This window comes from Kushneria phosphatilytica, from assembly GCF_008247605.1.
GTDB lineage: Bacteria > Pseudomonadota > Gammaproteobacteria > Pseudomonadales > Halomonadaceae > Kushneria > Kushneria phosphatilytica.
The window spans coordinates 1,938,972-1,964,633 of the sequence record NZ_CP043420.1 but is presented as its reverse complement, the minus strand read 5'-3'; the positions used below and the strand labels follow the sequence as shown (position 1 = coordinate 1,964,633).

The 25,662-nt window shown below is 52.4% G+C and carries 26 protein-coding genes and 1 riboswitch; of the genes, 19 read left to right on the top strand and 7 right to left on the bottom strand.

Going from position 1 to position 25,662, the window contains the following annotated elements; all coding sequences use genetic code 11:
* Positions 1 to 12: 12 nt before the first annotated feature.
* Together FY550_RS09030 and FY550_RS09025 are read right to left on the bottom strand one after the other, a co-directional pair.
* Positions 13 to 666, bottom strand: a complete 654-nt coding sequence (locus FY550_RS09030) for a methionine ABC transporter permease (protein WP_149054490.1) — start codon at positions 664 to 666, stop codon at positions 13 to 15.
* On the bottom strand, positions 647 to 1,690 hold the full coding sequence (locus FY550_RS09025; RefSeq protein ID WP_149054489.1) for a methionine ABC transporter ATP-binding protein: 1,044 nt from the start codon (positions 1,688 to 1,690) through the stop codon (positions 647 to 649). The genes FY550_RS09030 and FY550_RS09025 overlap by 20 nt, the downstream gene beginning before the upstream one ends.
* Positions 1,691 to 1,836: 146 nt before the next feature.
* A riboswitch (SAM riboswitch) is annotated at positions 1,837 to 1,913 on the bottom strand.
* 104 nt (positions 1,914 to 2,017) lie between these two features.
* Here FY550_RS09025 and FY550_RS09020 point away from each other — a divergent pair.
* The 11 genes from FY550_RS09020 (at position 2,018) to FY550_RS08970 (ending at position 9,384) form a co-directional block, all read left to right on the top strand.
* Entirely contained in the window at positions 2,018 to 2,632 is a 615-nt protein-coding gene (locus FY550_RS09020) for a riboflavin synthase (protein ID WP_070977610.1), read from the top strand.
* 187 nt (positions 2,633 to 2,819) lie between these two features.
* Positions 2,820 to 3,365 carry an adenine phosphoribosyltransferase gene (locus tag FY550_RS09015; RefSeq protein WP_070977609.1) on the top strand — a complete coding sequence of 182 codons (546 nt, stop codon included), beginning with the start codon at positions 2,820 to 2,822 and terminating at the stop codon, positions 3,363 to 3,365.
* A gap of 83 nt (positions 3,366 to 3,448) precedes the next feature.
* Entirely contained in the window at positions 3,449 to 3,937 is a 489-nt protein-coding gene (gene gpt / locus FY550_RS09010) for a xanthine phosphoribosyltransferase (protein ID WP_070977608.1), read from the top strand.
* Positions 3,938 to 3,940: 3 nt separating this feature from the next.
* Positions 3,941 to 4,633 (top strand): uracil-DNA glycosylase, encoded by a 693-nt coding sequence (gene ung, locus FY550_RS09005; RefSeq protein WP_070977607.1) that lies wholly within the window; start codon positions 3,941 to 3,943, stop codon positions 4,631 to 4,633.
* Positions 4,634 to 4,698: 65 nt separating this feature from the next.
* Complete coding sequence (gene upp, locus FY550_RS09000) at positions 4,699 to 5,328, top strand: uracil phosphoribosyltransferase (protein ID WP_070977606.1); 630 nt, start codon at positions 4,699 to 4,701, stop codon at positions 5,326 to 5,328.
* 117 nt (positions 5,329 to 5,445) lie between these two features.
* The gene (gene mobA, locus FY550_RS08995; RefSeq protein WP_267902455.1) at positions 5,446 to 6,063 is read left to right on the top strand and encodes a molybdenum cofactor guanylyltransferase MobA; all 618 of its coding nucleotides are present in this window, start codon (positions 5,446 to 5,448) and stop codon (positions 6,061 to 6,063) included.
* Complete coding sequence (gene mobB / locus FY550_RS08990; RefSeq protein WP_070977604.1) at positions 6,063 to 6,647, top strand: molybdopterin-guanine dinucleotide biosynthesis protein B; 585 nt, start codon at positions 6,063 to 6,065, stop codon at positions 6,645 to 6,647. Before mobA ends, mobB begins: the two co-directional genes overlap by 1 nt.
* Positions 6,644 to 7,444 carry a cyclic pyranopterin monophosphate synthase MoaC gene (gene moaC, locus FY550_RS08985; RefSeq protein ID WP_070977603.1) on the top strand — a complete coding sequence of 267 codons (801 nt, stop codon included), beginning with the start codon at positions 6,644 to 6,646 and terminating at the stop codon, positions 7,442 to 7,444. The genes mobB and moaC overlap by 4 nt, the downstream gene beginning before the upstream one ends.
* Positions 7,445 to 7,488: 44 nt before the next feature.
* The gene (gene moaE, locus FY550_RS08980; RefSeq protein ID WP_070977902.1) at positions 7,489 to 7,965 is read left to right on the top strand and encodes a molybdopterin synthase catalytic subunit MoaE; all 477 of its coding nucleotides are present in this window, start codon (positions 7,489 to 7,491) and stop codon (positions 7,963 to 7,965) included.
* Positions 7,946 to 8,935 carry a GTP 3',8-cyclase MoaA gene (gene moaA, locus FY550_RS08975; protein WP_070977602.1) on the top strand — a complete coding sequence of 330 codons (990 nt, stop codon included), beginning with the start codon at positions 7,946 to 7,948 and terminating at the stop codon, positions 8,933 to 8,935. The genes moaE and moaA overlap by 20 nt, the downstream gene beginning before the upstream one ends.
* A gap of 131 nt (positions 8,936 to 9,066) precedes the next feature.
* On the top strand, positions 9,067 to 9,384 hold the full coding sequence (locus FY550_RS08970; RefSeq protein WP_070977601.1) for an H-NS family histone-like protein: 318 nt from the start codon (positions 9,067 to 9,069) through the stop codon (positions 9,382 to 9,384).
* A 24-nt stretch (positions 9,385 to 9,408) separates the two neighbouring features.
* Here FY550_RS08970 and FY550_RS08965 read toward each other — a convergent pair whose 3' ends face one another.
* Entirely contained in the window at positions 9,409 to 10,953 is a 1,545-nt protein-coding gene (locus FY550_RS08965; RefSeq protein WP_070977600.1) for a ribonuclease J, read from the bottom strand.
* Positions 10,954 to 11,165: 212 nt separating this feature from the next.
* Here FY550_RS08965 and purU point away from each other — a divergent pair, with 212 nt between their 5' ends.
* The gene (gene purU / locus FY550_RS08960; protein ID WP_070977599.1) at positions 11,166 to 12,017 is read left to right on the top strand and encodes a formyltetrahydrofolate deformylase; all 852 of its coding nucleotides are present in this window, start codon (positions 11,166 to 11,168) and stop codon (positions 12,015 to 12,017) included.
* Positions 12,018 to 12,040: 23 nt separating this feature from the next.
* On the opposite strand, the gene dinB is transcribed toward purU, so the two are convergent.
* The gene (gene dinB, locus FY550_RS08955; protein WP_149054488.1) at positions 12,041 to 13,087 is read right to left on the bottom strand and encodes a DNA polymerase IV; all 1,047 of its coding nucleotides are present in this window, start codon (positions 13,085 to 13,087) and stop codon (positions 12,041 to 12,043) included.
* Positions 13,088 to 13,229: 142 nt separating this feature from the next.
* On the opposite strand from dinB, the gene FY550_RS08950 reads away from it, so the two are divergent.
* Positions 13,230 to 13,850 (top strand): YrbL family protein, encoded by a 621-nt coding sequence (locus FY550_RS08950; protein ID WP_070977598.1) that lies wholly within the window; start codon positions 13,230 to 13,232, stop codon positions 13,848 to 13,850.
* 338 nt (positions 13,851 to 14,188) lie between these two features.
* Entirely contained in the window at positions 14,189 to 14,578 is a 390-nt protein-coding gene (locus FY550_RS08945; protein WP_070977597.1) for a histone-like nucleoid-structuring protein, MvaT/MvaU family, read from the top strand.
* 88 nt (positions 14,579 to 14,666) lie between these two features.
* Here FY550_RS08945 and FY550_RS08940 read toward each other — a convergent pair whose 3' ends face one another.
* From FY550_RS08940 to FY550_RS08930, 3 genes are read right to left on the bottom strand one after another with little or no spacing between them, the layout of a single operon-like run.
* Positions 14,667 to 16,739, bottom strand: a complete 2,073-nt coding sequence (locus FY550_RS08940; protein ID WP_233350186.1) for a YjbH domain-containing protein — start codon at positions 16,737 to 16,739, stop codon at positions 14,667 to 14,669.
* Complete coding sequence (locus FY550_RS08935; protein ID WP_070977595.1) at positions 16,736 to 17,527, bottom strand: capsule biosynthesis GfcC family protein; 792 nt, start codon at positions 17,525 to 17,527, stop codon at positions 16,736 to 16,738. The genes FY550_RS08940 and FY550_RS08935 overlap by 4 nt, the downstream gene beginning before the upstream one ends.
* Complete coding sequence (locus FY550_RS08930; RefSeq protein ID WP_139148654.1) at positions 17,518 to 18,195, bottom strand: hypothetical protein; 678 nt, start codon at positions 18,193 to 18,195, stop codon at positions 17,518 to 17,520. The genes FY550_RS08935 and FY550_RS08930 overlap by 10 nt, the downstream gene beginning before the upstream one ends.
* 650 nt (positions 18,196 to 18,845) lie before the next feature.
* Here FY550_RS08930 and FY550_RS08925 point away from each other — a divergent pair.
* The 5 genes from FY550_RS08925 (at position 18,846) to FY550_RS08905 (ending at position 25,622) form a co-directional block, all read left to right on the top strand.
* Positions 18,846 to 19,964 (top strand): polysaccharide export protein, encoded by a 1,119-nt coding sequence (locus tag FY550_RS08925; protein ID WP_070977593.1) that lies wholly within the window; start codon positions 18,846 to 18,848, stop codon positions 19,962 to 19,964.
* A gap of 122 nt (positions 19,965 to 20,086) precedes the next feature.
* Entirely contained in the window at positions 20,087 to 22,285 is a 2,199-nt protein-coding gene (locus FY550_RS08920; RefSeq protein WP_084388023.1) for a polysaccharide biosynthesis tyrosine autokinase, read from the top strand.
* 132 nt (positions 22,286 to 22,417) lie between these two features.
* Positions 22,418 to 23,683, top strand: a complete 1,266-nt coding sequence (locus FY550_RS08915; protein ID WP_070977592.1) for an exopolysaccharide biosynthesis polyprenyl glycosylphosphotransferase — start codon at positions 22,418 to 22,420, stop codon at positions 23,681 to 23,683.
* 153 nt (positions 23,684 to 23,836) lie between these two features.
* The gene (locus FY550_RS08910) at positions 23,837 to 24,751 is read left to right on the top strand and encodes a glycosyltransferase family 2 protein (RefSeq protein ID WP_168169292.1); all 915 of its coding nucleotides are present in this window, start codon (positions 23,837 to 23,839) and stop codon (positions 24,749 to 24,751) included.
* 46 nt (positions 24,752 to 24,797) lie between these two features.
* Entirely contained in the window at positions 24,798 to 25,622 is an 825-nt protein-coding gene (locus tag FY550_RS08905; protein ID WP_149054487.1) for a glycosyltransferase, read from the top strand.
* The last annotated feature ends 40 nt before the right edge of the window (positions 25,623 to 25,662 follow it).

Genomic DNA, 25,662 nt, shown 5'->3' with positions numbered 1-25,662 from the left:
CTATACACCGCCTCAGCGGTGCTGAGCCCGTCGAACCAGTCGGTCCCCTAGTGTCTGGATGCCCTGAACCATGACAATCATGATGATGACGGTGATCAGCATGACGCCGGTGTCGTAGCGGTTGTAACCATAGTTGATGGCGACTGCCCCCAGACCGCCAGCACCGATGCCACCCGCCATGGCGGAGTAACCGATCAGCGAAATGAAGGTTACGGTGATGGCAGTAATGATGCCGGCGCTGGCTTCGGGCAACAGAATGCGAAAGATGATCTGGCCGGGTGTGGCGCCCATGGCCTGGGCGGCTTCGATCAGACCCTCGGGCACTTCAAGCAGCGCGCCCTCGACCAGCCTTGCAACAAAGGGAGTGGCTGCAATGGTCAGAGGGACCACGGCCGCTGTATTGCCGATGAAGGTGCCGACCAGCAACTGGGTAAAGGGGACGATCGCCAGGGCCAGGATGATGAAGGGTACCGAGCGTCCGATATTGACGATGATGCTCAACACCCGATTGAAGAAAGGCTTCTCCAGGAAATTGCCGCGACGGGTAATGTACAGGGCAACCCCCATGGCGACGCCCAGCACGGTACCGATGAGCCCACTTAAGGCGACCATGTACAGTGTCTCGAAAACGGCGCTGACAATGCGTTCAATCATGGCGCTGGACATGACCCAGGACCTCCACATCGAGTTCGAGCGTATGCAGGTGTTGCAGTACCTGCCGTGTGTGGGAAGCGGGACCCATGATTTCGGCGATCATCAGGCCCAGCGTGCGTCCGCGCACCTCTTCGATGCGCGATTGCAGAATACTGATGTCGACCCCGAACTCCCGGGCCAATCGTGATGCCAGTACTCGGGCGACACTATCGTCATGAAAGGTCAACCGTACAACCGGATGTCGGTCCTCGGCCGGTTCGGCAAACAAGCGTGATTGCAGGCTGCGTGATGGGGTGAGTTCGAGATAGTCGTTGAGGAATGTGCGACCTTCCGGGCTCTCGGGGCGCGTAAAGAACTCTCCGGTAGCGGCGTGCTCGATAATGCGTCCCTCACTGAGCAGTGCTACCCGGTCACAGATATTGCGCACGACTTCCATCTCGTGAGTGATCAGCAGAATCGTTATCCCGAGCTGCTCATTGATATCGCGCAACAGTGTCAGAATCGAAGCCGTGGTTTGGGGATCCAGGGCCGAGGTGGCTTCATCGCATAACAGTAGCCTGGGGCGACTGGCCAGAGCCCGGGCAATGGCGACGCGCTGCTTCTGCCCACCGGAGAGCATGGACGGCCAGGCATCGGCGCGTCCGCTCAGTCCGGTCAGCTCCAGTAGAGGATCGATGCGGGATTGAATGTCATGCTTGTCGATCCCCATCAGTTCGAGAGGTAGCGCAATGTTGCCTCGAACGGTGCGCGAGTTCAGCAGATTGAAGTGCTGAAAGATCATGCCAATGTCATGACGAGCTCGACGCAGTTCACGATCGTTGAGTCCCGTCAGTTCGACGCCGTTGACCGTGACATGTCCCGAAGTGGGTCTTTCCAGCAGATTGACACAGCGGATCAGAGTGCTCTTGCCAGCGCCGGAGGTGCCGATGACGCCGGTGATACTACCGGCGGGTACGGCCAGGGAGACGTCGTCAAGTGCCTTAACGGCAGAGCCTCCCTGCCCGAAAATGCGAGTAACATTGTCGAGTTGAATCATGCAGCAGTGCCTTGCCGGAATGGCGATAGCGCCATGCGGAAAAGAAATGCGCCGGAAACGGATGCCGGGAACGGGAGGGAACACTGCCTGACAGGGGTGACGGTATCGGTGATGCGCGGATGACACTGCGCTGCAGGGCCTCCGGCCCCGAATGCCGCCTCACCTCTTTAGCCGTATTTCTCGAGCGCCCGCAATCCGGTTACAAATCGGCGCCGTAAAACGTGAGACCGAATTTTATGGAGTCCCCGAGAGGGTGTCAACGAATCGCCCGGATCACTTTGCGCGAGTATGATGGCGAGATCGGAGTATGCAATACGGGGAGTAGGGATGTTTACCGGGATCGTGCAGGAAGTAGCCACGCTGGTCGAGCTGGAAGAGTTGGAGGGCCTGCGCCGTCATGTGATCGAGCTTTCTCCAGCCCTGTGTGAAGGCCTGGAGCCCGGGGCTTCCGTTTCACATAATGGTTGTTGTCTGACCGTGGTCAATATTGAGGGGCAGCGTGTCAGCTTTGACCTGATGCGTGAGACGCTTGCGACCACCAACCTGGGTGAGCTGGTGGTAGGCAGTCAGCTCAACGTCGAGCGAGCTGCTCGCTTTGGCGATGAGATCGGCGGACATCTCATGTCGGGCCATGTCATTTGTCAGGGGCGCATCACCGAAATCGAGGAGGCGCCCAACAATCGTCGTCTCTGGTTGGCTCTGCCCGAGCCCTATCATCGCTTTATTTTCGAGAAGGGATATATCGGCATTGATGGTATCAGCCTGACCGTGGGAGCACTGCGTGAAGGTGAGTTCTGTATCAATCTGATCCCCGAAACCCTGATGCGCACCATCATTGGCTCACGCAGGGTAGATGATTACGTCAATATTGAAATTGACCCTCAGACTCAAACCATCGTGGAAACGGTTGAACGGATCATGGCCGCACGCGCAAATACATGAGTGCAATGACAACTGACCCGGAGTGACGGTCGATTGGCAGCGCTGCTTTGGTTAGAATGTCGTGCCCTCCTGCCGTGTATCCGATCGTGACGCTTTCTCTGGCTCGTCGCCGGGATGCCGGCCGGGCGATTGATTTGACCTGGTCCGACGAGTCGGTTCCCAGCTGCCGCTATTGACTGGAGCCTGCATGAGCATCTATGGCGACTATCTCAAGTCCGTAATCCGTACGGTTCGCGACTGGCCCGAACCGGGCATCAATTTTCGCGATATTACGCCGGTACTGCAGAACAGCGCCGCCTTTCGCAAGCTGATCGACTCTTTTGTGCATCGTTACCAGGAGATGGAAATTGATGCAGTGGCTGCCATTGATGCTCGTGGGTTTATTATTGGCGCACCAGTGGCCTATGAGCTGAATTGCAGCTTTGTGCCAATTCGCAAGAAGGGCAAGCTGCCTTTTCAGACCATCAGTGAAACCTATCGGCTCGAATATGGTGAAGCCACCGTGGAATTACATGCTGATGCTTTCCGGGAAGGGGATCGAATTGTCGTCATGGATGATCTGATTGCCACCGGTGGCAGCATGCTGGCCGCGACCAATCTCATCGAGCGCAGTGGTGGTCGGGTGATCGAAACTGCAGCCATCATCGATCTGCCGGAAATCGGCGGTTCCGATCGTATTCGACGCGAAGGACATAGTGTTTTTGCTGTCTGTGAATTTACCGAAAATGAATGATGACGACCGCGCCGATTTTCGAATCGGCATTTTTTTAACGCACCTGCTGGCAAAGTCATGTGCCTCTGTCCGGAACCCGAGCCATGAGCGTTGATCGCTACCATCAATACTTCGTGATTTCCTGGGATCAACTGCACCGTGACGTGCGCAGTCTGTGTCAACAGCTGGTCGAACGAGACTTTGAAGGTATTGCAGCCGTCACGCGTGGCGGACTGATTCCAGCGGCGCTGATTGCCCGTGAGCTTGATGTGCGGCTGATTGATACCGTCTGTATCAAGAGTTATGAGCATATGGAGCAGGGTGGATTGCAGGTGCTCAAGGGTATTGATCACGACGGCGCTCGCTGGCTGCTGGTGGATGACCTTGTCGATACCGGACGAACGGCACGGGCAGTGCGGGACATGCTGCCTCAGGCGCACTTTGTCACCGTGTATGCCAAACCCGAAGGTCGGCCTCTGGTAGATCAGTATCTGGTCGAAGTACCCCAGGATACATGGATCCAGTTTCCCTGGGATATGGGGGTCACCTATGTCGAGCCGCTGGTTGATCAGCTGCGATCGCAACAGGAGTAGGCCATGAGTTCACCCTTGCCGGAGAGTTGGGGGCGCCATCTCGATGGTGAATTCGATGCGCCCTACATGCAGACGTTAAAAGAGTTTCTGCGCGTACAAAAGGATCAGCGCCGGATTGTTTATCCGTCTTCCGAGAACTGGTTTCGTGCTTTTACCCTGACGCCTCTGGATAGCGTCAAGGTCGTCATACTCGGCCAGGACCCCTATCATGGCCCCGGGCAGGCGCACGGTCTGTGCTTCTCTGTACGCCCTGGCGTAGCCATCCCTCCCTCGTTGATCAATATCTACAAGGAACTGGAAGCCGATGACGTGCCATTTTCAGCGGTCAGTCACGGCTTTTTGGAAAGCTGGGCGCGCCAGGGGGTATTGCTGCTCAATAGTGTGCTGACGGTGGAGCGAGGGCAGGCTGCCGCGCATCGCGGGCAAGGCTGGGAAACCTTCACCGACCGTGCGATCGCCACGATCAATGAACAGTGTGAGCATGTGGTGTTTCTGCTCTGGGGAAGCTATGCCCAGAAGAAAGCCTCGTTTGTTGATCGGCAGCGCCATCTCGTTCTGCATGCACCTCACCCTTCACCATTATCCGCGCATCGCGGCTTTTTCGGTTGTCGTCATTTTTCCAGAGCCAATGCCTTTCTCCAGGAGCATGGCATGACGCCTGTCGACTGGCGGCTGCCGGTTCAGCCGGAAGGCTGAAGTCGATTTATTGCCAGGCGAATGCCTTGCCTTCCCAAATTCTGAAAACAGAGGACCTTTTGGCCATGCCTGTTCACGCCATCGACCATCCGCTGGTCAAACACAAACTGGGAATCCTGCGCACTGCTCATGTCAGTACCAAGGGATTTCGCGAACTGGCCAATGAGCTTGCACAGCTTTTGACTTATGAAGCGACCCAGGGGCTGGAGCTGACAAAACGTACCATTGAAGGCTGGAATGGCGATCCGGTTGAGATCGAAGAAATCAAGGGCAAGAAGGTAACGATAGTACCGATTCTTCGAGCCGGGTTGGGGATGCTGGATGGAGTGACATCACTGCTACCGAGTGCCCGAATCAGTGTTGTCGGTCTCTATCGTAATGAAGAAACGCTTGAACCGGTCCCTTATTTCGAGAAGTTCGTGCATGATCTTGGCGAGCGTCTGGCCATTGTCATCGATCCCATGCTGGCCACGGGCGGCTCGATGGTCGCTACACTGGATATGCTCAAGACTCGAGGTTGCCGGGATATCAAGGTCATCGTACTGGTCGCGGCGCCTGAGGGTATCGAGCGCGTCAGAAAGGCGCACCCGGATGTCGATCTTTATACGGCTTCCGTGGATGATCATCTCGATGGCAATGGATATATCGTCCCGGGTCTGGGGGATGCCGGCGATCGCATCTTCGGGACGCGTTGATTCTTTCTGTCCCTGCCCGGCGTCAGACAGCACGAACGCTATATCGGATATGGCAATCGATTTGAATCGATCGGTTGCTTCCGACTATAGTGGTGGTTGAATATACAGGCGCCGTTGATGCCGATGTCTGTTGAAAATCTGACTGCTGTGATCCTTGCCGGCGGGCAGGGGAGACGCATGGGAGGCCAGGACAAGGGGCTGGTACCACTGGCAGGACTGCCCATGATCAGTCATGTCATTACGCGGCTGGCGCCGCAGGTTCGACACCTGATTATCAATGCCAACCGTTCTCATGAGCGCTATCGTGCGCTTGGATGGCCGGTAATACCAGATCAGGAAGAGGGCTATGCGGGCCCTCTGATGGGTATGTTGACCGCCATGCGTCATGTTCGAACCCCCTGGGTGCTGATTGCACCGTGCGATACGCCGCTCCTCCCTCATGACCTGGTTTCTCGACTTCAGAGCGCAGCTTCCGAAGACAGGGATATTGTGCAGGCTTGTGACAGCGAGCGTGTACACCCGGTCGTGGCACTGATGCGTACGAGCCTCGCCGATGATCTGGCAACAACGCTGGCAGCTGGTGAGCGTCGTATTGACCGCTGGTATGCCCGCCATCGATTGGCAAGCGTCTGTTTCGAATCACATATGGCCTTTGCCAATGTCAATCACGAGTCCGATGGTGAGGCTCTGTTATCATTGCTGGATAAACCTCGAGACGATAATCCGGGATCATGATGTCACTCGATCTGAGCCAACAGACCACGCCGCTGCTGGGTATTGCAGCATGGAGCGGGACCGGCAAGACTACGTTTCTGGAAGCGATGTTACCCCGACTGAGTGAGCGGGGCATGCATGTTGCTGTTATCAAGCATGCGCATCATGAATTTGATGTGGATCAGCCCGGCAAGGACAGTCACCGATTGCGTCAGGCAGGAGCTGCCCCCATGCTGGTAGCCTCCGGCAGACGCTTTGCGTTGATGATGGAAACGCCGGGCCGGGATGAACCCGACCTGCCCATGCTGATTGATCAGGTGCAATCGCTGAATCCGGACATGATCCTGATTGAAGGGTTCAAGCAGTGGCCGCTGCCCAAACTCGAGCTTTATCGACCTGAACTGAACAAACCCCTGCGAGCCTGGGAAGATCCCTGGATTCACGCAGTGGCTACTACTGACGAGATGGTATTACCTGATTCAGTGACGCGTCTGTCGCTGGACGATCACGACATGCTGTCGGAGTGGTTGCTGACATGGCCTCTGAGATGGCCCATGTGTTGCCGACCACGCAGCCTGGAGACCTCCGGGGGAGGTGATGCATGACGCTAACGCATCTGAATGAGCGCGGCCAGGCCAGTATGGTTGACGTGCACGACAAGGATGAAACTCGCCGCGAAGCACTGGCCAGCGGCTGGATTCGCATGCAGCCGGAAACATTGAAGCTGCTGGTAGATGACGACATGCCCAAGGGTGATGTGCTGGCGACGGCACGTATTGCCGGTATTCAGGCGGCCAAGCGTACGCATGAATTGATTCCCTTGTGTCATGTACTGATGCTGTCGAAGGTCAGTGTCGATTTCGAGTTCGATCATCAATTGCCGGGTGTTCGAGTCCGGAGTTTCTGTCGATTGGCAGGGCGTACTGGGGTCGAAATGGAGGCGCTGACTGCAGCCTCGGTGGCCTGTCTGACGCTATACGATATGTGCAAGGCTGTGGATAGAGGCATGGTTATCGGTGGCGTGCAGCTGGAGACCAAGTCTGGTGGCCGTTCCGGCGAATGGCACCGGGAAGATTCGCAGAGTGGGGCAATGGATCAGACCATGGCTGATGATACAGCCGGCATCCCGCCTCTCGAACACCCGGAGATGCAGGTTACTGTCCGGTTTTTTGCCGAATTGCGTGAACGCCTGAACGTGGAAAGTCTGCATGTCTCTCTGACTGATCTTGAAGACACGCGTTTGTCTGCACTGCGTGCTTTCTTGTTGCAACGGATTCAGTCCGGCGAACTGCTTGAACAGCCTCGTATTCTCTGTGCTGTTAATCATGAAGTGGTTCAGGGAGACATCACGCTCGCACCCGGCGATGAAATCGCCTTCTTCCCTCCTGTTACCGGCGGTTGAAATTGGCTCTTCCCGTCTGTCGTAGTGCACTGGTTGAGGTCTTCATGAGTTTCAACGTGATAGTCCAGACCGAGCCGTTCGAGATCGGTTCTCTGCAGCAACAGATCGTCAGTGGACGTACCGATATTGGCGCTATTGTTACCTTTACGGGGCGGGTGCGAGATTTCAGCGAAAGATCTGATATCACTGCCATGACGCTGGAGCACTATCCAGGCATGACGGAGTCGTCCCTGCAGGACGTATTGGAAGAAGCACGGCTTCGCTGGTCTCTATCGGCCGGCCTTATTGTGCATCGTGTCGGGCGGTTATCACCCGGAGATGACATCGTGGCCGTACTGATTGCCAGTGCGCATCGCCAGGCAGCTTTCGAAGCCTGTGCCTATAGTATGGATCATTTGAAGACCCGGGCGCCTTTCTGGAAAAAGGAACACACCCGAAACGGCGATCACTGGGTCAGAGAGCGCGCTTCTGATAATGAAGCGTTGCAACGTTGGAGGTCCGATGAGCGAGTTGATCGATAATTTTCAGCGACGGATCCGCTATGTGCGAATCTCCGTAACGGACCGCTGTGATTTTCGCTGCGTTTATTGCATGAGCGAGCAGATGACTTTTCTGCCTCGTAGTGAAGTGCTGTCAATCGAAGAATTGAGCCAGGTTGCTCAGGCGTTTACCGAGCTGGGTGTTGAAAAGATCCGTCTGACAGGAGGCGAGCCTCTGGTCAGACGAGATATCGACAAGCTGGTCAGCAATATCGGCCAGTTGGATGGTCTGAAGGATTTTACAATGACCACCAATGGCGCGCAGCTTAGGCGCTATGCCCAACAGCTGCGTGAAGGTGGCATGACCCGGCTTAATATCAGTCTGGATTCGCTCCGCCATGACCGTTTCAATCAGCTGACCCGCACCGGTAATCTCGACAAGGTGCTCGATGGTATCCGAGCGGCAAGAGAAGCCGGATTTGAACGGGTCAAGCTGAATACTGTTGTGCTCAAGGGGCGCAACGAAGATGAAGTGATTGACCTAGTCGAATTTGCCCGTCAGGAAGGGGTCGACATCAGCTTCATCGAGGAAATGCCCCTGGGGGATGTTTCCGATCATGGTCGTGAAGAGACATTCTGTTCCAGCGACGAAGTTCGTGATCGAATCGAACAGCACTATCCGCTGTTGCCTTCGACCGAAGACTCGCTGGGGCCTTCTCGTTATTACCGGATGGCGGACAGTCATAGTCGTATCGGTTTCATTTCACCGCATACCCACAATTTCTGTGATAGCTGTAACCGCGTTCGTGTGACAGCGGAAGGGCGGCTGCTGCTATGTCTGGGCAATGAGCACTCTACTGATCTGCGCGAAGTACTGCGTAACCATCCGGGAGAAATGGAACCACTCAAGGAACGTATTCGTGATGCCATGTCGCTGAAGCCGCACCGCCATCACTTTACAACGGATGGTGATGTTCAGATAGTTCGCTTCATGAATATGACCGGGGGTTAGGGTTCGGTCGACGGTGGTTGGGTATCAGCCCACAGGTGGTTATTCCTCAGCTAATTTGGTGCGGATTGCCAAGTAGTTAATTCCTTTTATACTGATTGGAAGCATCGGTAACAGACAGGAGTACTGCCATAATGTCGAACGAATCGCTTGAGCGCATTGCACGCAACAAGAATGTTGCTCGTGCCGCTGCGCGCCAACTGAGCATGGAGCAGCTACACAAGTTATCCGAGGTGGTTGCCGAAGTTATTGAGCAGAAGGAAGATGAAGAGCGTCAGCGCCAGCAGGTTGAGGCCGAAAAAGAGCAAAAGCTGGCGGAGATCAGGGCTGCCATGAATGATGCAGGGCTATCTGTTGACGACCTTGTCAGCGAGCAACCTCGCCGCCGTCGTGGACGACCCCCCAAGGAGCATGATGGTGGCGAGAGCCACAGGAGCAGGGACAACAAATAAATCCGAACCGTGGTTGCTTCTTTATCAGCTCGTATTCACGACATTCAGTTCGATTCTGATGAATTGACCTGAATGTCGGGTGACCCATTCCTGCAGGCGTGGTGCAAGGAGTGGATATAAACGATTGTGATCTTTTACTCGCCATTGGGCCAGCTGTTCGTCAAACCACTCACAAAGTGATGTTTCATCCACCAGGTGATCGTTTTCTCCATCCAGAATGAGCCTGCCCTGCCGCTCAATATAGTCAGCCGATTGAGCAACGGGCAGGATGATAATCAGCGATACACTGGTAGTTGAAGCAGGTTGTTTCGGATGATTCTGCACCAGCCTTGTTTCAAGTGTAAGGCGGCTGTGAATCCATAGCCGTTGGTGGTCCCATTTAAGCCAGTTGCCGTTGACAGGAATGACAGGGGCGGTGATCCCCAGCTTTCCTGCCAATTCGACATGTGCCTGTTGATGCAGAAGCTCACCATGTACGGGCAGCAATGTGCCGGGCTGCACCCACTTGTAGAATTGTTTCAATTCTTCCTGTGCCGGATGACCGGATACATGAAGTTCGGAGTGGTGGTGTTCTTCGAATACCTCTATGCCCAGTTGTCGTAGAGCATTCTGCAGCCGGCCGACGGCCGGTTCGTTACCGGGGATGGTCCTGGAAGAAAAAATGACGCTATCGCCTGCTGTCAGCTCAACTTCCGGGTGTCGACCCATCGCCAGTTTCGATAACGCCGCGCGAGGCTCTCCCTGGCTGCCAGTGGCAATAAGCAGTACTTCTTCGGGGGGTAAATATCCCATATCCCCGAGCGGTACAATTTCAGGGAAATTGTCAAAATATCCCAGATTTCGAGCGATCCTGACCATGCGCTCCATGGCGCGTCCCATCAGGGCTATGCGCCGATTATTGGCGTTGGCAGCACGGCCAATACTGGCAATACGGGCAAGGTTACTGGCAAAGCAACTGACGACAACGCGCTTTTGGCATTCGGCAATCGTTTTCGCCAGATTCTGCGATACATCGGCTTCGCTACCTGATACACCCTCGACGTTAGCGTTGGTGGAGTCTCCAATGACAAGATCGATCGGCGAGAGTGCTTGCAAGGCAGATTCGTCAATAGGTGGGCCAAGCACTGGCGTTTTGTCCAGTTTCCAGTCGCCTGTATGCAATACACGATGCGAGCGTGTCTGAATCAGTATCGCGCAACTTTCAGGAATCGAGTGAGTGACCGGGATAGTGGTCACACCGAATCCAGCAAGCTCCAGTGAGTCGCCGGGCTGGAAAGTCTGTATGGAGGCGGTACTCAGCCCCTTGTCGGCAAATTTACACCGCAGGATCTCGGCGGCCAGAGGAGAGGCGAAGATTGGACATCCCCAGTGTGGCCATAACCAGCTCAGCGCCCCAAGATGGTCTTCATGCCCATGGGTCACCAGAACGGCCTCGGGTCTGATGCCTTCTTCAAGAGAAGGCCCGATATCAGGGATCTGCAGAGGTGTTTCAGGCAGGTCCTGACGCAGGGCCATCCCGCAATCGACGGCTATCCAGCGACCTTCGAAACCATATAATGTCAGGTTCATGCCAATGCTGCCGCACCCGCCAAGAGGGATAATATCCAGTTCGGGACGACGGCGCGGTCGGATATGTACGCGTGGTTGAGTCATGGACAACCTTTCAACCCTGGAGGCTTTACTATACGCACCGCAGGAAAGGGGAACAACGAAAGGTGCGCAAAAGTATCTGAATTCGTTAAACTTATCCTTTCCTTTTGTCAGGCAGTACTTACGTTATCATGTCATACGATTACAGACTCGTCGTTGCCTGTCCCGATCAGGTCGGTATTGTGGCGCGCGTCTCGACCTTTATTGCGGCGCATTCCGGCTCGATTATCGAGGCCAGCCAGCATTCGGATCTGACCTCACAGCGTTTTTTCATGCGCTATGAAGTGCGCTTCGAACAACCACGATCACAGGCTCAACTGAATGAAGCCTTTCAGCCCATTGCCGAATCATTCGACATGGAATGGCGCTGGCAGGAAACGGCGCAGAAGCGACGAGTGGCCATCATGGTTTCACGACAGTCGCATTGTCTGGTGGATCTGCTCTATCGCTGGTCAACCGATGAGCTCAACTGTGAGATTGCGTGTGTCATCGCCAATCACGAGGATTTGCGTTCGCTGGTTGAATGGCACGGTCTGGAGTATCACTGTGTACCGGTTACGTCTGAAGGCCGGGAAGCGGCATTCATGCACATCGATCAGCTGATCGAGTCCCATAATGTCGATACCATCATACTTGCCCGATACATGCAGATTCTGCCGCCGTGGTTTTGTGCTCGTTATCAGGGGCAGGTGATCAACATACATCACAGCTTTCTGCCATCATTCGCTGGCGCGCGGCCTTATCATCAGGCTTTTGAGCGTGGTGTCAAACTGATTGGTGCTACCTGTCATTATGTGACCGATGAGCTCGATGCCGGTCCCATTATCGAGCAGGATATTCAGCGGGTCACGCACTGCCATACGGCAGATGATCTGGTCAGGTTGGGGCGTGATGTCGAAAAGAGCGTACTGGCACGGGGCGTGCGATGGCATCTTCAGGATCGTATTCTGATTCAGGGTAACAAGACTGTGGTATTTGCCTGAGCAAGTGGATAATCAATGCCATGTCAGTCAAACAGTGATATCTGGCGTCCGGCCTCGGGCGGAGTGAGTCGCACACCTGCGCCCAGTAGACGAACAGGCCTGGCACTACGCTGCCAGGCCTGTTCCAGCAGGGGTAGAAAATACGCAGCCTCTGCACTTGTGCCGGCAATTTCGAAGGTTGTCAGGGAAAAGTCATCGAAGCGTATTTTGACAAACAGCTTCTGAAGGGCAGGGCGACCGTTTCTTTCGATACGCTCGTCGAGCTTTACCAACAGAGGTGCCAGAGCTGTTCGACACTCTTCCAATGATTTGAGATCCCGATCAAAGGTTGTTTCAACGCTGATCGATTTGCGTTCACGTTCCAGTTTGACCGGTCGTTCATCAATGCCTCTGGATAGTTCGTGAAGCCGTGCACCGAACTTTCCAAAGTGCTCCAGTAGATGGGCGAGAGGTTGCCGCTGAAGATCGCTGCAGGTGCGGATCTCCATGTTATGAAGCTTTTCGGTTGTGGCCGGGCCTACACCATGCAGCTTATCGATAGGCAGGTTGGCAATGAAGTGATCGGTCTGATCGGGGGAGATGACGAAAAGACCATCCGGTTTATCCCAGTCGCTGGCGATCTTGGCCAGAAACTTGTTGGGTGCTACGCCTATGGAAATGATAATGCCGACCTGCTCGTAAATACGACGTTTAAGCCAGCGTGCCATCCAGGTAGCGCTGCCGTGAAACCTTTCGATATCACTGACATCCAGATAGGCTTCATCCAGTGAGAGGGGTTCTACCAGTGGCGTCAGTTCATGAAATATGGTTTGTATCTGAGCGGAAACCCTTCGATAGCGATCGAAGTCCGGTGGCAGAATATGAAGATGAGGACAGAGCCTTACAGCCTGAGCCATCGACATGGCTGAATGGATGCCGAATCTGCGTGCAGGATAGTTGCATGTTGCCACTACGCCACGTTGTGCAGCGCGGCCTCCTATGGCCAGAGGGATATCGCTTAGCGACGGGTCGTCTCGCATCTCAACGGCTGCGTAAAAGCAGTCACAGTCTGCGTGAAGTATCTTTCGCATGGCTTTAGAGCAGGTTCATGTATTTATATCCAGTATTTTACAGGATAGTCTGTTTTTGGATTCAAGGTGAAGACTCAGTGAGGCACGAGGCGATACGAAACAGCCTGGTTTCGGGAGTGGTCAATGTCCGGAGATGCGTGACATGATAAGGCTCGGTTCGGCTGGAGTATTGATCGGCGAAGGCAACGACCGACGAGTCTATCGCCACCCCGGGGAGCCTGAACGTTGTGTCAAGGTGCCTCGCTATCCCTCGCGTGGCAGTGAACAGAATGAGCGTGAAAAGGCCTATTTTGCCCGGCTGACATGGCGGCTCGACAATTGGCATCATGTTCCTCGTTATTACGGCACTCTAATGACGGATTATGGCGAGGGACTGGTTTATACGCTGATTACTGATCATGATGGGCGTGTATCGAGAACTATTCGTTATTATCGCCAGACTGATCCATCATTACTGATGTGCGAACGCTTTCGCCAGCAGTTGCTCTCTCTGGGACAGTATCTGGAAAACTACTGGATCGTCCCGTCAGATCTCAATGATCGTAATATAGTCTGTCAGCTGGGCGAGGAAGGCCTCAGGCTCTGGTTAATTGATGGTGTCGCCAATCCTTCTCTCTTACCGCTGGCGACTTACTGGCCCTGGTTTGCTCGTCAGAGGATACGACGTCGCTTTAATCGTTTTCTGGCGAAACTGGTGGATTACGAACTTCTAACTCAATCCGCTGCCGAAGATATGCAGTTGCCTATTGTTGTCAGTCAATAGCTTATATGAGAGAAGACTGTTTGGTAACTTCGAAATAATTGATTGTTCGGCAATGTGCCTTGTCCTTTGAGTCGGGAGAAAACTTTGATGGTGTTCGACTGAATGTGCTGATACAAACATTATTTGTGCATATTCAGGTAAAGAGTCAAAAAAAGCGAAGATGCATTTTGAAAAACTCCATGAGTGACAATATAATAACTCTACACCTGTAAATTGTCAGGATGTGAAAGACATCCGCACTTGTTGCGATATGGCAGAAACGCTGGCTTGTGCAGATTCCTCTGGCCGAGGTTATCGGTCATACGTCCTTGTCAGTGCTCTTTTGAATGAGGTTATTAATGTCGTTACTCAATGAATATATGCAGAAAGAGCAGCAGCTCAGGCAGCTGCGTGATGAGTTGCAACAGCTTGAGCAGGATCAGCGCCTGAAGAGTGAGCTGGAGTTCAAGGAAAAGCTTGAGGCACTGATGTCGGAGTACGACAAGAACGCCAGCGATATCATTGCAATTCTGGATCCGGAGCGTCGCCAATCTGGCCAGCGTGATACCTCCAGGGCTTCCAATGGCACTTCAGGTTCACGTCGTAAACGCAAGCTCAAGGTATATCGTAATCCGCATACCGGCGAGGTTGTGGAAACACGTGGCGGTAATCACAAGACGCTCAAGGCGTGGAAGGAAGAGTACGGTAACGACACCGTGGAAAACTGGGTCGAGCGCACCGAGAGCTGATTCGTTATGCCATTGCATATATGGCATGAGTGATCGAAAAAATAACCGCCTTCCCGGGAAGGCGGTTATTTCATTGCTGATACATCAGTTATTCATAGGATGCGTCGTTATCCTGCCAGTAATGGTCCATATCGCGATGCCGCGTCATCTCATAGAGCTGGTAACGGCGGTCAAGAGTTGCGCCACTATCGCGCATCAGCGGTTGCCAGGCAATTTGCCCCTGCTGATCACCTGCGCCTGCAAAGAAGGCATCAAGCGGTACGCTGATATAAACGCCGCGATTGAAATCGCCCTTGTCGAAATCATCGTTGGCGTCGGTAAATGTAGCCCATGCGCCAATCCTGGCTCCATCGACAAACTCACGGGATAAATCCAGCGTACCTCCCCAGTCCCTGGCGAGATATCTTCCTGCACTGACCTTGGCCAATACATCATGATAGCCGGTATCGATGTAGGCTGTGGCCTGCCCTGTCCAGGTATCATAATCCCGGGTCCCAAAGCCCTGATCAAAATCACGCTGCTTGACCCAGTTGATATCCATGCCCAGTGCAACATTGCTTTCGAGTGGACGATAAAGCAATTCACCGCCAGCACCGGCATACATCATTTCCAGCAGGCCACCATAAGCCATTACCGACCAGTCGCGATCAAGCTGACCCACACGCGTATATTGGAGGTTGTAAAGTCCTGCTCGACTTTCATCGAGATAGTCTTCTCGTCGAGAACGGACACGGTGCAACTTGCCATTATCCCGATATTCGTAGCGATCCAGGTTATCGGTAATGTTCAGGCCTGCTTCGCCGGAAAACCAGCCGCGGCTGTCAGTGAAAAATTCGGCATCGGCTGTCGCAAAAAGCTGATAGAGATACCCATCCTGACTCCCATCGTTTTGCAGCAGATGAGGGCTGACACCAAAACGCAATCGATCGGGCTGCTGGTCTTCAACAGTTTCACCCTGGGGGCGATTCAGCGTACTCCGGGCATAAATGCCGGTTTCATACGGCGTTGCCTTATCGCGTGCGCGGACCGCCTGTACGAAATCCTGCCGATCATGGAAATCATCGCGAATGACCAGGCCATGGTCCAGTTGCCGATAGCGAAAGGTCTGGATAGCGGGATCCACCCGATTAGCCAGAATCCGATTGGCGCGCCCTTCGGTTTTCCGCCATGAGCGATAAGTGCGCGACTCACCTTCCAGGGTCAACGTGTCATCGTTTCGGGTAATGCGGTGGACATCAAAACCGGCGTTATCGGCCAGTTTATCACTGGTTGCCTGCCAATCCGTTTGAGCTGAGGGCTGCTTCGTGTCGAGCTTTTCCGGTGGGGTGCTATCCTGCGCCTGGCTCAGTCCGGCCAGGTTGGTCGACAGGGTCAATCCCCACATGAAGGTGGAACCACGTTCCCAACCTGCATGCATGTCAATATTATCGGTCAGGCGGTAGTGGGCGCCGTAGTTGACATGCGAATCCTGCTCCCGGGCTTCCTTGAGCGGTTCGTTATCATAATCATTGGCATCATATTCGATGGCCAGTCTCAATGGTTGCCAGGGCGTCTGGTATTCGACGCCTCCGAAGGCCCTGGGTGAACCGCTGAACAGGTCACTGACCGAGAAGTCATCAACCCCTGAAGTGCTCACGCTGCGATCGGGGTTGATGGTGACGTTGTCCAGAGCCTCATCCAGATCGTCGTCGCCGGCAAGATAGCCCCAACCCAACCCAAGGCTGAAGTCGAAGTCGTACCAGCGCTTGCTGGCCACCAGATATTCACTGCGAAACAGACTGGCGCCACCCAGGTTGCGAAAGCCTATTGCCAGTTGAGGTAGAACTGCGCTTTCACGATTCAACAGCAGCTTGGTATCAATACCATTGTTGAGATAGTCGTTGCCTTCGACGAGGTCATCAAAACCTTGCGGAGTTTCTGTGGTTCGGGCGTAGCGTATCCCGAACTCGAGCCAGCTCAGAGGTTGGGTACTGAGATTGTAACGTTCATAGGGAACAGCTCGATTGAAGCTGAAGGAGACTTCGCCTGCCGGTGCCATTCGTGCCGTCGGGGTCTGCATCAGTCCGACACCACCAAAATCGCTCTGCATCTGACCGGTCTGGGCGTAGGCTGCTGCTGGGAGGCAGCAGGCGAGCAGGGGATACCAGTATCTGTTTTTCATTGGGAATTATCGTTCATTGTAGAAAAAGACATCCTTGCATCGCCTTTCAGCGTATCAGGATCATATTGCCACTGCCGACAATCATTACCCGGCAGCCGAGTTGCCAGAAACTGGGGCAGGGCATGATTCATCCATTGCGCAGCAACGGCTGACAGTGTCAGCTCGGGTACAATACGACTACCTGCCGGTATGGGAATGGGATCACTGTTCCATCCGGAATAACCGAAGCGTTGCACGTGTCCGGTCGGTGTGATCAACCAGGCCCAGTCATGAGAGAAGCCCTCAGGCAGAGACCAGTTGGCGGTAATGTCGTGGGTGGTCATCCCGCTCTGCCAGGAAAACTGTTTTATCCCGTCTGTTCCCCAACGGGAAACAGTACTGGAAGGCTGGCAGTAGCCAATGGTAATGGTGTGGGTGATACCCGTGTCATGACGCGGGTGGGCCATCAGCCAGGCGGGATCGATATTGCCGGGGACACGCTGATCATCAGAAAGTGATTGCACGGCCTGGCGCCACTGCTGCATGGCCCGTGAAGCTGCCGAAAGCCCCTTGATGCGATAGCGCAGGGAAAGGTTATCGAATTCGGCAGCGAACCGGTTGCGAGTCATGTCCGGATCATGCTGGCGAGGCGCGTCATAAAAAGCAAAAGGCCATGAAACAGGCTTGTCTGCCAGTTCCTGCAGGGTAATCCGGCTGAGTGGGGTGGCGTTTACCGCTGATGCATGACTTGTGAGCAGGCATGCCGCCACCAGTAGTGTTGTCGAGAACAGGTGTCTTGTTACCACCATGGTTTGATCACTTCCCAGCTCAGTTCGGGGGCACCAGGCCAGGGGGCCTGGCGAAAACGCACAATATGGCCTTGATTGTCGCGCCAGATATGATTATCAGTGTTACTGCCATCAGCCCACTCGATATGTTCCAGACACTCGAATGCACTGACCTGCGCCAAAGGCAGCTTTACCATGCCGGTGTGTGGCTTGCAGCGCAACTCGGCTTTACCGTTCAGCATATGTTCCTGTTTATTTTTGAAATAGGCCGTCACTTTGTAATGAGCAGGTAACCGGGACGGTGGACGTTGCCAGGGGGGTGTGCCCGAGTAGTGATAATGCAGATCGAGCAGCTCGTCATTGTAGCCCGCGGTTGAATTGAGCCGCTGATCGAGTGTTGATACAAGCCTGGACGGGTATGCGGCTCGCCAGTAATTCCGAATGGCACTGGAGCCGGCCAGTTCGTGGATGCGATATTGATCGTTGGTTTTTACCAAGACGGCATGTTCAGGCGCCGCACGTAGCGTCTTCTCAGAGGGAGGGGCGTGGCCAAACAGCGAATCCCAGCTGGAAGAAAGGGATTTGAAGCCCACCGCGCTGCAACCGGCAAGCGTCATCAATAAAAGCATGAAGCCGGCGCGTACGCCGAGCCTGAAGGTATTTCTGCAAGTTGCAGCGTGATTAACCATGAACCGGACTCGCGAGATCCACTGGGTGAAACGAGAAAATCCATTTTCTCATGAGCGCTCCTTTTACAATATCATGCCGGCCATATCGAGACTTGCAGGCAGACCGACGAGCCTTCCTTTCATACGACCGGTCGGGACGATACTTGTGCTACAGCTTTTATCATACACATTATCTTCATTTACCATGTGGATGAAAAATGATTCGAGACTGTCAATAGTTTTTCAATCACAACGGCACAACTATCGAATTGTATCTTTTCAGCATCAGTCTTCATCTTTCTTCCCAATCCAAAATATTCTTTATTATCATGTGGCTGTATGATGCGAAATGGGTGCGCGAAGCGGCACACCCAAGTGTGAGAAGGTTTGATAGCCTTCTTTTCACTATAACCGACAATTTTTTGATGGTTATGGAATGACCCGGCTTCAATTCCAGCATACCCTGTGGGGTTACCTAACGTTACTGGTGATTCGCAGTAATGCCACTAAAGTGTGCGGGCTCGGAAGATCGAACGATCAAGCCGAAAGCCGGCCGGCGGTCGTTACAGTACGTACTACAAAAGGATGGCCCAGGGGATAGTCAGGTTACCCCGGGGCGGTAGCGTGCCCGAAACTGATTTTTTCGCTACTTAACAGGAGCAGCGCGGTTCATGAAACGTCTACTGAGTTTGGTGCTTCTGGGAAGCACACTGGTACTGGGAGGGTGTGCTCTGGCTCCCGGAAGCAATATGCCTTATGACACTTCGTCCCCGCCCATAGACGATCTCGTGGATGTCAAGCCGATCACCATGGGACTGGTGCAGTCACAGAATCAGGCACGCAGGACGATGTCATCCGAGACGGAGCTTTCCAGTCGCTCGGTAGCGCTCTCCCGAAATCTGTCGGATTATCAGTATCATGTGGGTATTGGCGATACGGTTAACGTGATCGTTTATGACCACCCGGAACTGACCAACCCCTCTGGGTCGGATAACAACTCCAGTGGTGCTGGTCATGTCGTCAGTAGTGATGGAACAGTGTTCTTCCCCTATATCGGCCGAGTGCATGTAGCAGGCAAGACACTTGCCCAGATTCGTGATGAGATCAGCCGGCGGCTGGGTGATTACGTTGCCGAACCTCAGGTCGAAGTCAATATTTCGGACTTTCAGTCGCAGAAGACTTATGTCACCGGTGAGGTTAACAATCCCGGCGTTCAGCCCGTTACCAATGTGCCTCTGACATTGCTGGATGCCATTTCACGTGCCGGAGGCATGACTGATAATGCCGATTGGCACCATGTCATGCTGACCCGAGATGGGAAGAAGCAGATCATTGATGCCTATGATCTGCTCCGGCATGGGCAATTGGGTGCCAATCAGCTGCTGCATGCCGGCGACGTGATTCATGTCCCCGAAGTGGGTGATCAGAAAGTCTACGTCATGGGTGAGGTCAGGAATCCACAAGGGCTGGCGATGGGTAGCTATCGCATGAGCCTGACAGATGCACTGAGTCAGGCCGGTGGCATGGATCAGATTACAGCCGATGCATCCGGTATTTTCGTGATACGCCGTACACCGGAACGCAACAAGCTGGCGACCGTCTATCAGCTCAATGCTGAAAATGCCGCCGCCATGGCGCTTGGGACCGAGTTCGAGCTTGAGCCACAGGATATCGTGTATGTGACAACGGCTCCGATCTCGCGCTGGAACCGTGTCATCAGCCAGTTGCTGCCCACCACAGGGCTATTCAGTCAGGGCGTCGATACACGTAACGACATCAGGGACAACTAAGGTATAGCTGAGCCGACGTGCCGGCAGGACAAGGGCACGTCGGTCATTGCTGTTGACCCGGGAAAGAGTGCAACGGTCTTTTCGGAAAGTTGTTACAAGCTATCAGTAGAGAGCGATAATTCATGGCCTCATCAATTGAGAAAGACCAATCAGCGGGTACCAGTGACGAAGTCGATCTGGGCCGCCTTTTTGGTCTGCTGCTGGATCACAAATGGCTGATTGCAGCTATAACAGCGGCTTTTACGGCACTGGGTATTATTTACGGTGCCATGCAAACGCCGATTTATCAGGCAAATGCCCTGATGGAAATAGAAGAGCGAGCCAACTCTTCCAATCCTGTTCAGGATATCGGTATTTTTGGTCAGGCTACCAGTCGGTCTCCTTCTGAAATCCAGATTCTTCAATCACGCATGGTTCTGGGCAAGGCGGTAGACCGTGAAAACCTTCAAATGGTCGTCAAGCCGAAGCGTTTCCCGGTGATTGGTGCCATGTTGGCCCGGCGTGGTTTTGAACGCCCCGGTTTCGCCAGCGGCTGGTCTTCGGTATGGGCCAATGAAAACGTCAATGTGACCCATTTCGTTATTCCTCGTGAATGGGTGGGCCGCCCGTTGACATTGCGTGTTACCGGACCAGACAGTTATGCACTGCTTGATGGTGGCAATACCGTAGTGGAAGGGCAGGTCGGCAAACTGGCTCAATCGCGCAATGGCAATGTTGAAATCCGTGTGATGGATATCAATTCTGGCAAGGGAGCCGAGTTTACGCTTTTGAAGCGTTCTCAACTTTCTGCGATCAATGGGCTTCGAGGTCGCTTCAACGTTGAAGAGGCCGGACAATCTTCAACGGGTATCCTTGATCTGACGTTAAAGGGCACTGAACCACAACAGGTCGAAGATAGCCTGAAAGCGATCAGCGAAATCTACGTCACTCAGAATATCGAAAGACAGTCAGCCGAAACCCAGCAGAGTCTGGATTTTCTGAAAAAACAGATTCCTCAGGTGCGAGAGCAGCTCTCCAACGCTGAGAATGAGCTGAACAACTACCGGGTTTCGCAGGATTCCGTGGATCTCAATCAGGAAACCCAGTCAGTACTCAACCGCCTGGTTAACGTGGAAGGTCAGCTGAACCAGCTCAGCTTCAATGAAGCAGATATCTCGCAGCGATTCACCAAGAACCACCCGGAATACAAGTCGCTGCTTGAGAAGAAACAACAGCTTCAGAATGAAAAGGCACAGCTTCAAAAGCAGGTAAACAATCTGCCTGAAACTCAGCAGAAAGTGCTGAGGCTACAGCGTAATGTCAATGTAACCCAGGATATTTATACTCAGCTTCTTAATCGTATGCAGGAGCTGAATATTGCCAAGGCGGGTGCTATCGGTAATGTCAGAATCATTGATAATGCCGTGGTTGAACCCTGGCCTGTAGCACCACGCAAGACCCTGATTACCTTTATCTTCATGGTAATAGGTTTCGTTCTTTCGGTCGTATTTGTATTGATTCGTGGCGCCATGAAGCAGGGCGTGGAATCAAGTGATCAGATCGAGAATATTGGCTTGCCGGTTTACGCTTCCGTACCCTTGTCCAGCAGTCAGAATCGTCTGACAAGACGCCTGGGCATGCTGGGACGTGGAAAGCGTGGTACAGGGACTGTTGATCGTGGTGTATTGGCTATCAGCGACACCATGGATCCTTCCGTGGAAGCCGTCAGAAGTCTACGTACCAGTCTTCAGTTTGCCATGATGGAAGCATCGGATTCGCGTCTGATGATCACTGGTCCGAGTCCGGGAGTTGGTAAAAGCTTTATCACGGCCAATCTCGGTGTGGTTTGTGCCCAGGCAGGACAACGGGTACTGATGATCGATGCAGATATGCGTAAGGGGCATCTGCATCAGATGTTTGATGGCAAATCATCTTCAGGCTTGAGTGATATCCTGTTACGCAATGATGTGCCCGAAAACATTATCCGGCATACCACCGTTGAGAATCTGGACTATGTGGCGCGCGGCACGGTACCTCCCAATCCGGCCGAGTTGCTGATGAATGTCCGGTTCAGTGAGTTTCTTGAATGGGCAGATCGCCATTACGACCTGATCATCATGGATACACCACCCATTCTTGCAGTGACCGATGCTGCCATTGTGGGCAAGCAGGCGGGGACCAGCCTTATGGTTGCCAGATATGGCGTGAATCCGCCGCGCGAGCTTGAACATGTCATGCGGCGCTTCCGGACCAGCGGTGTCGAGATAAAAGGCTGCATACTCAATGCCATTGAGCAGCATGCATCGTCTCGATACAGCAACTACTATTACGCCTACCGCTGAAAACGGGGGGGCATCCCATGAATGGATGCCCCTTCTGTCAAGGCTCTCGAGTCATGATGGTGACGTTATTAGCGCTTCAATGACGTGCTGATCATCTTGAGGAACACTTCTGTGCACATCTCGATAAAGCCCATGCAAAAAAATCGCCGCCACTCTCTATGGTACGAGCGAATTCTTCTGAGTTTTCGCATACATCTGCTACTAGGGCTGATTGTTGCCGTTGGTCTGCCTGCACTGTGGCATTGGGGCTGGACATTCTGGAGCGCTCAGCCCGACGTCCGTGTTACGACATTGGTAGCGACTGCTGTTGCCTATCTGATTTCGATCAGTACCGTACACCGGCTTTCGGTTTTTCCCGGCACCCGGGCTTTCGCGTACGTCATCCCTTCAATAACGCTATCTTACATACTGATTGTATGCTTGCTGTTGTTCCTGGCGTTACCTTTTGCACGTAGCCAGATGGTGGCCTCTTATGTCATTTCCATGATCTATGGGTGTGCCGGCTATCTGCTCGCCAATCGTTATCGGACTCAGAAGCTGGCTGTCGTTCCCATGGGGCGAGTCAATGAATTCTGTCAGACCGGACCCATTGACTGGCGCTGGCTTTCACAGCCTGATCTTCAGGATATGCGGGTTGATGGGGTAGTAGCCGATCTGGCAACCGAGCTGGATGAAGATTGGCAGCGTTTCCTGGCAGATTGCACCATTCATAGAATCCCCGTTTATGACGCCCGTGAAGTACATGAGAACATGACCGGGCGCGTCGGACTGGATCATCTTTATCAGAATCGCTATGGCTCTCTGCTCCCCAGAGAAGACTACGAGATCATCAAGAGATGTATCGATATCGTAGGTGTACTGCTTGTTATGCCGGCTGTTCTGCCGATCATGGCTGTCACTGCCATCATGATCAAACGGGATGACCCCGGCCCGGCCATTTTTGTTCAAAAGCGCATGGGGTTTCAGTGCCGTACCTTCAGCGTCTACAAGTTTCGTAGCATGTATGTAAACCAGGAAGGCCTTGGTTTTACTGCAGAAGGAGAAGATCCAAGAATTACCAAAGTGGGTCGTATTCTCCGCAAATACCGTATTGATGAGCTGCCCCAGCTTTTCAACGTGCTAAAGGGCGATATGAGTCTCATTGGGCCGAGACCAGAGTCCAGTAGCCTTGCGGAATGGTATGAAAAGGATGTTCCGTTTTTTCACTACCGCCATGTGGTACGCCCGGGTATTTCTGGCTGGGCCCAGGTAGAGCAGGGTTATGCTGCTGAAATCGAAGGAATGACCAGAAAGCTCGAATATGATTTTTACTATATTCGGCATTTTTCCTTCTGGATGGACATGTTGATTGTTATCAGAACTATCAAGACCATATTTACTGGGCATGGGGCCCGGTGAATATTGATGCAGCCATGAATTAGAAACCCAGACTAAAGATACAGTTAATTTACTCGAACCGAAAACATGTATTTAAGCTTGCATGTTTTCGGTAAACAAAATGGTTTTAAAAAAGGTTGACGGGTGAGCTGCTTTTATAATTTTGAGGGTCAGGTGTTCGAAAAAACCATTTCCGTGGTTATACCTTCATATAATAGCGGTGCTTTCATAAGTGACACTATAGAAAGTGTAATCGAGGCGGCAGCTTCTTATGATTTTGAAATAATAATTGTCGATGACTGCTCAGAGGATATTGTATGTTTGAGGCAGGTCGTTAAGCAATTTTCAAAAGCTTTGCTGATTGAAAAAGATAAGAAGAGTAATGCGGCAATTTCCCGAAATATTGGAATAAAAAAGGCGCGCGGCAAATATATATTCCTACTCGATTCAGATGATCACTTTGAACCCGGTTATATTAGTCATCGCATAAGGATGATGGAAGCAGGGGAATATGAGTTCGTGTTTGGCAGTTATATTAATGTGACCGAGTACAAGGAAACTGTTGTTTGTGAAGTGCCCCGTGGAATTGATCCCAAAGATTTCCTTTTTATAGAAGATAAAGATATAAGAACGTCCACTATAAGCTTTGTTGGGTATAAAAAAGAGAGTTTCAGATTTAATGAAAATCTAGAAAAACACCAGGATTGGGCTTTCCTGATTGATACTTTAGCACAATGCACACGCTGGTCTTACGATGTTACGCCGGGCGTTAAGCTTAATTGTGTACGAGGTAGCAGAATGAGCGGGGCTATGAATATCAAGGCAAGTCGATATTTTATCAGCAAATATCTCGATGATAGTGTTCATGTTTCAGGCTTTTGCAAGCGTCATTTTATACTTGCCGCGTTGGTAGAAAACGAGGAAGCGTATCGCTATTTTTCTTCATTAGTTATGCTCTCACGCATAAAAATGAAGTACAAGCTCATAAAGCTGGTCGGCGACATTATGACAAATGCTGGGCTTTTTCCATTACTTTCCAGATCTTTGTTTTTCTTCCGGTCAGTCGTTGGGAATTTCGCAAGGAAATAAGCAAAATCCCACTTTTTAATCAAGATTTATATTTAAGGTAAATAACGTGCCTGATTTTTCAGTATTGATTTCAGTTTATCATAAAGAATCGCCAGATTTTCTAAGAAGCTGTCTGGCAAGTCTTGCTGAGCAAACTCTTCCGGCATCAGAAATAATTATTGTAGAAGATGGGCCCATAGGGGAGGATCTGAAAAATGTTGTTAATGAGTTTTTGAGTACGCTTCCCATAGTCTCTCTTCCTTTAAGTCAGAATGTGGGGCTGGGAGAAGCACTTAATCAAGGTCTGGCCATTTGCAGTCATGATCTTGTGGCCAGAATGGATGCTGATGATTTGTGCACCAGTGATCGATTCGAGAAACAAATTACTCATCTTGCCAATGCTCCTGATGATGTGGTGCTGTTGGGCGGCGCTATTGCTGAATTTGATGCGGACCCTACTAGTCCGCATTCTTATCGCATTTTGCCAACAGGTATAAAACAGGTAAAAAAGTTTGCAAAAAAAAGATGTCCAGTTAATCATATGACTGTTGTTTTCAGGAAAAAAGCAATAGAAGCTGTGGGGGGGTATAAAACTTTCCTCGGAATGGAAGACTATTACCTTTGGGCAAGATTGTTGGCTTCAGGTTATGAAATGGACAATCTACCTGATGTGGTTGTTAAAGCAAGAGTCGGCAACGGAATGATCGCTCGCCGGCGAGGATGGCACTATTTTAAACAGGACCTTGCCTTACAGCGTAAGTTTCATGAAATAGGGTTCATTGGTTGGCACGATGTGTTTGTCAATTCATTGGCTCGTGCACCGTTTCGCTTATTACCCGTCACATGGCTTAATTGGTTTTACAGAAACTTTTTAAGAAAAAAAGCAACATGATAAAGTTGCTCTGATGGTGTTGAATGGTTTGAAATAGTGA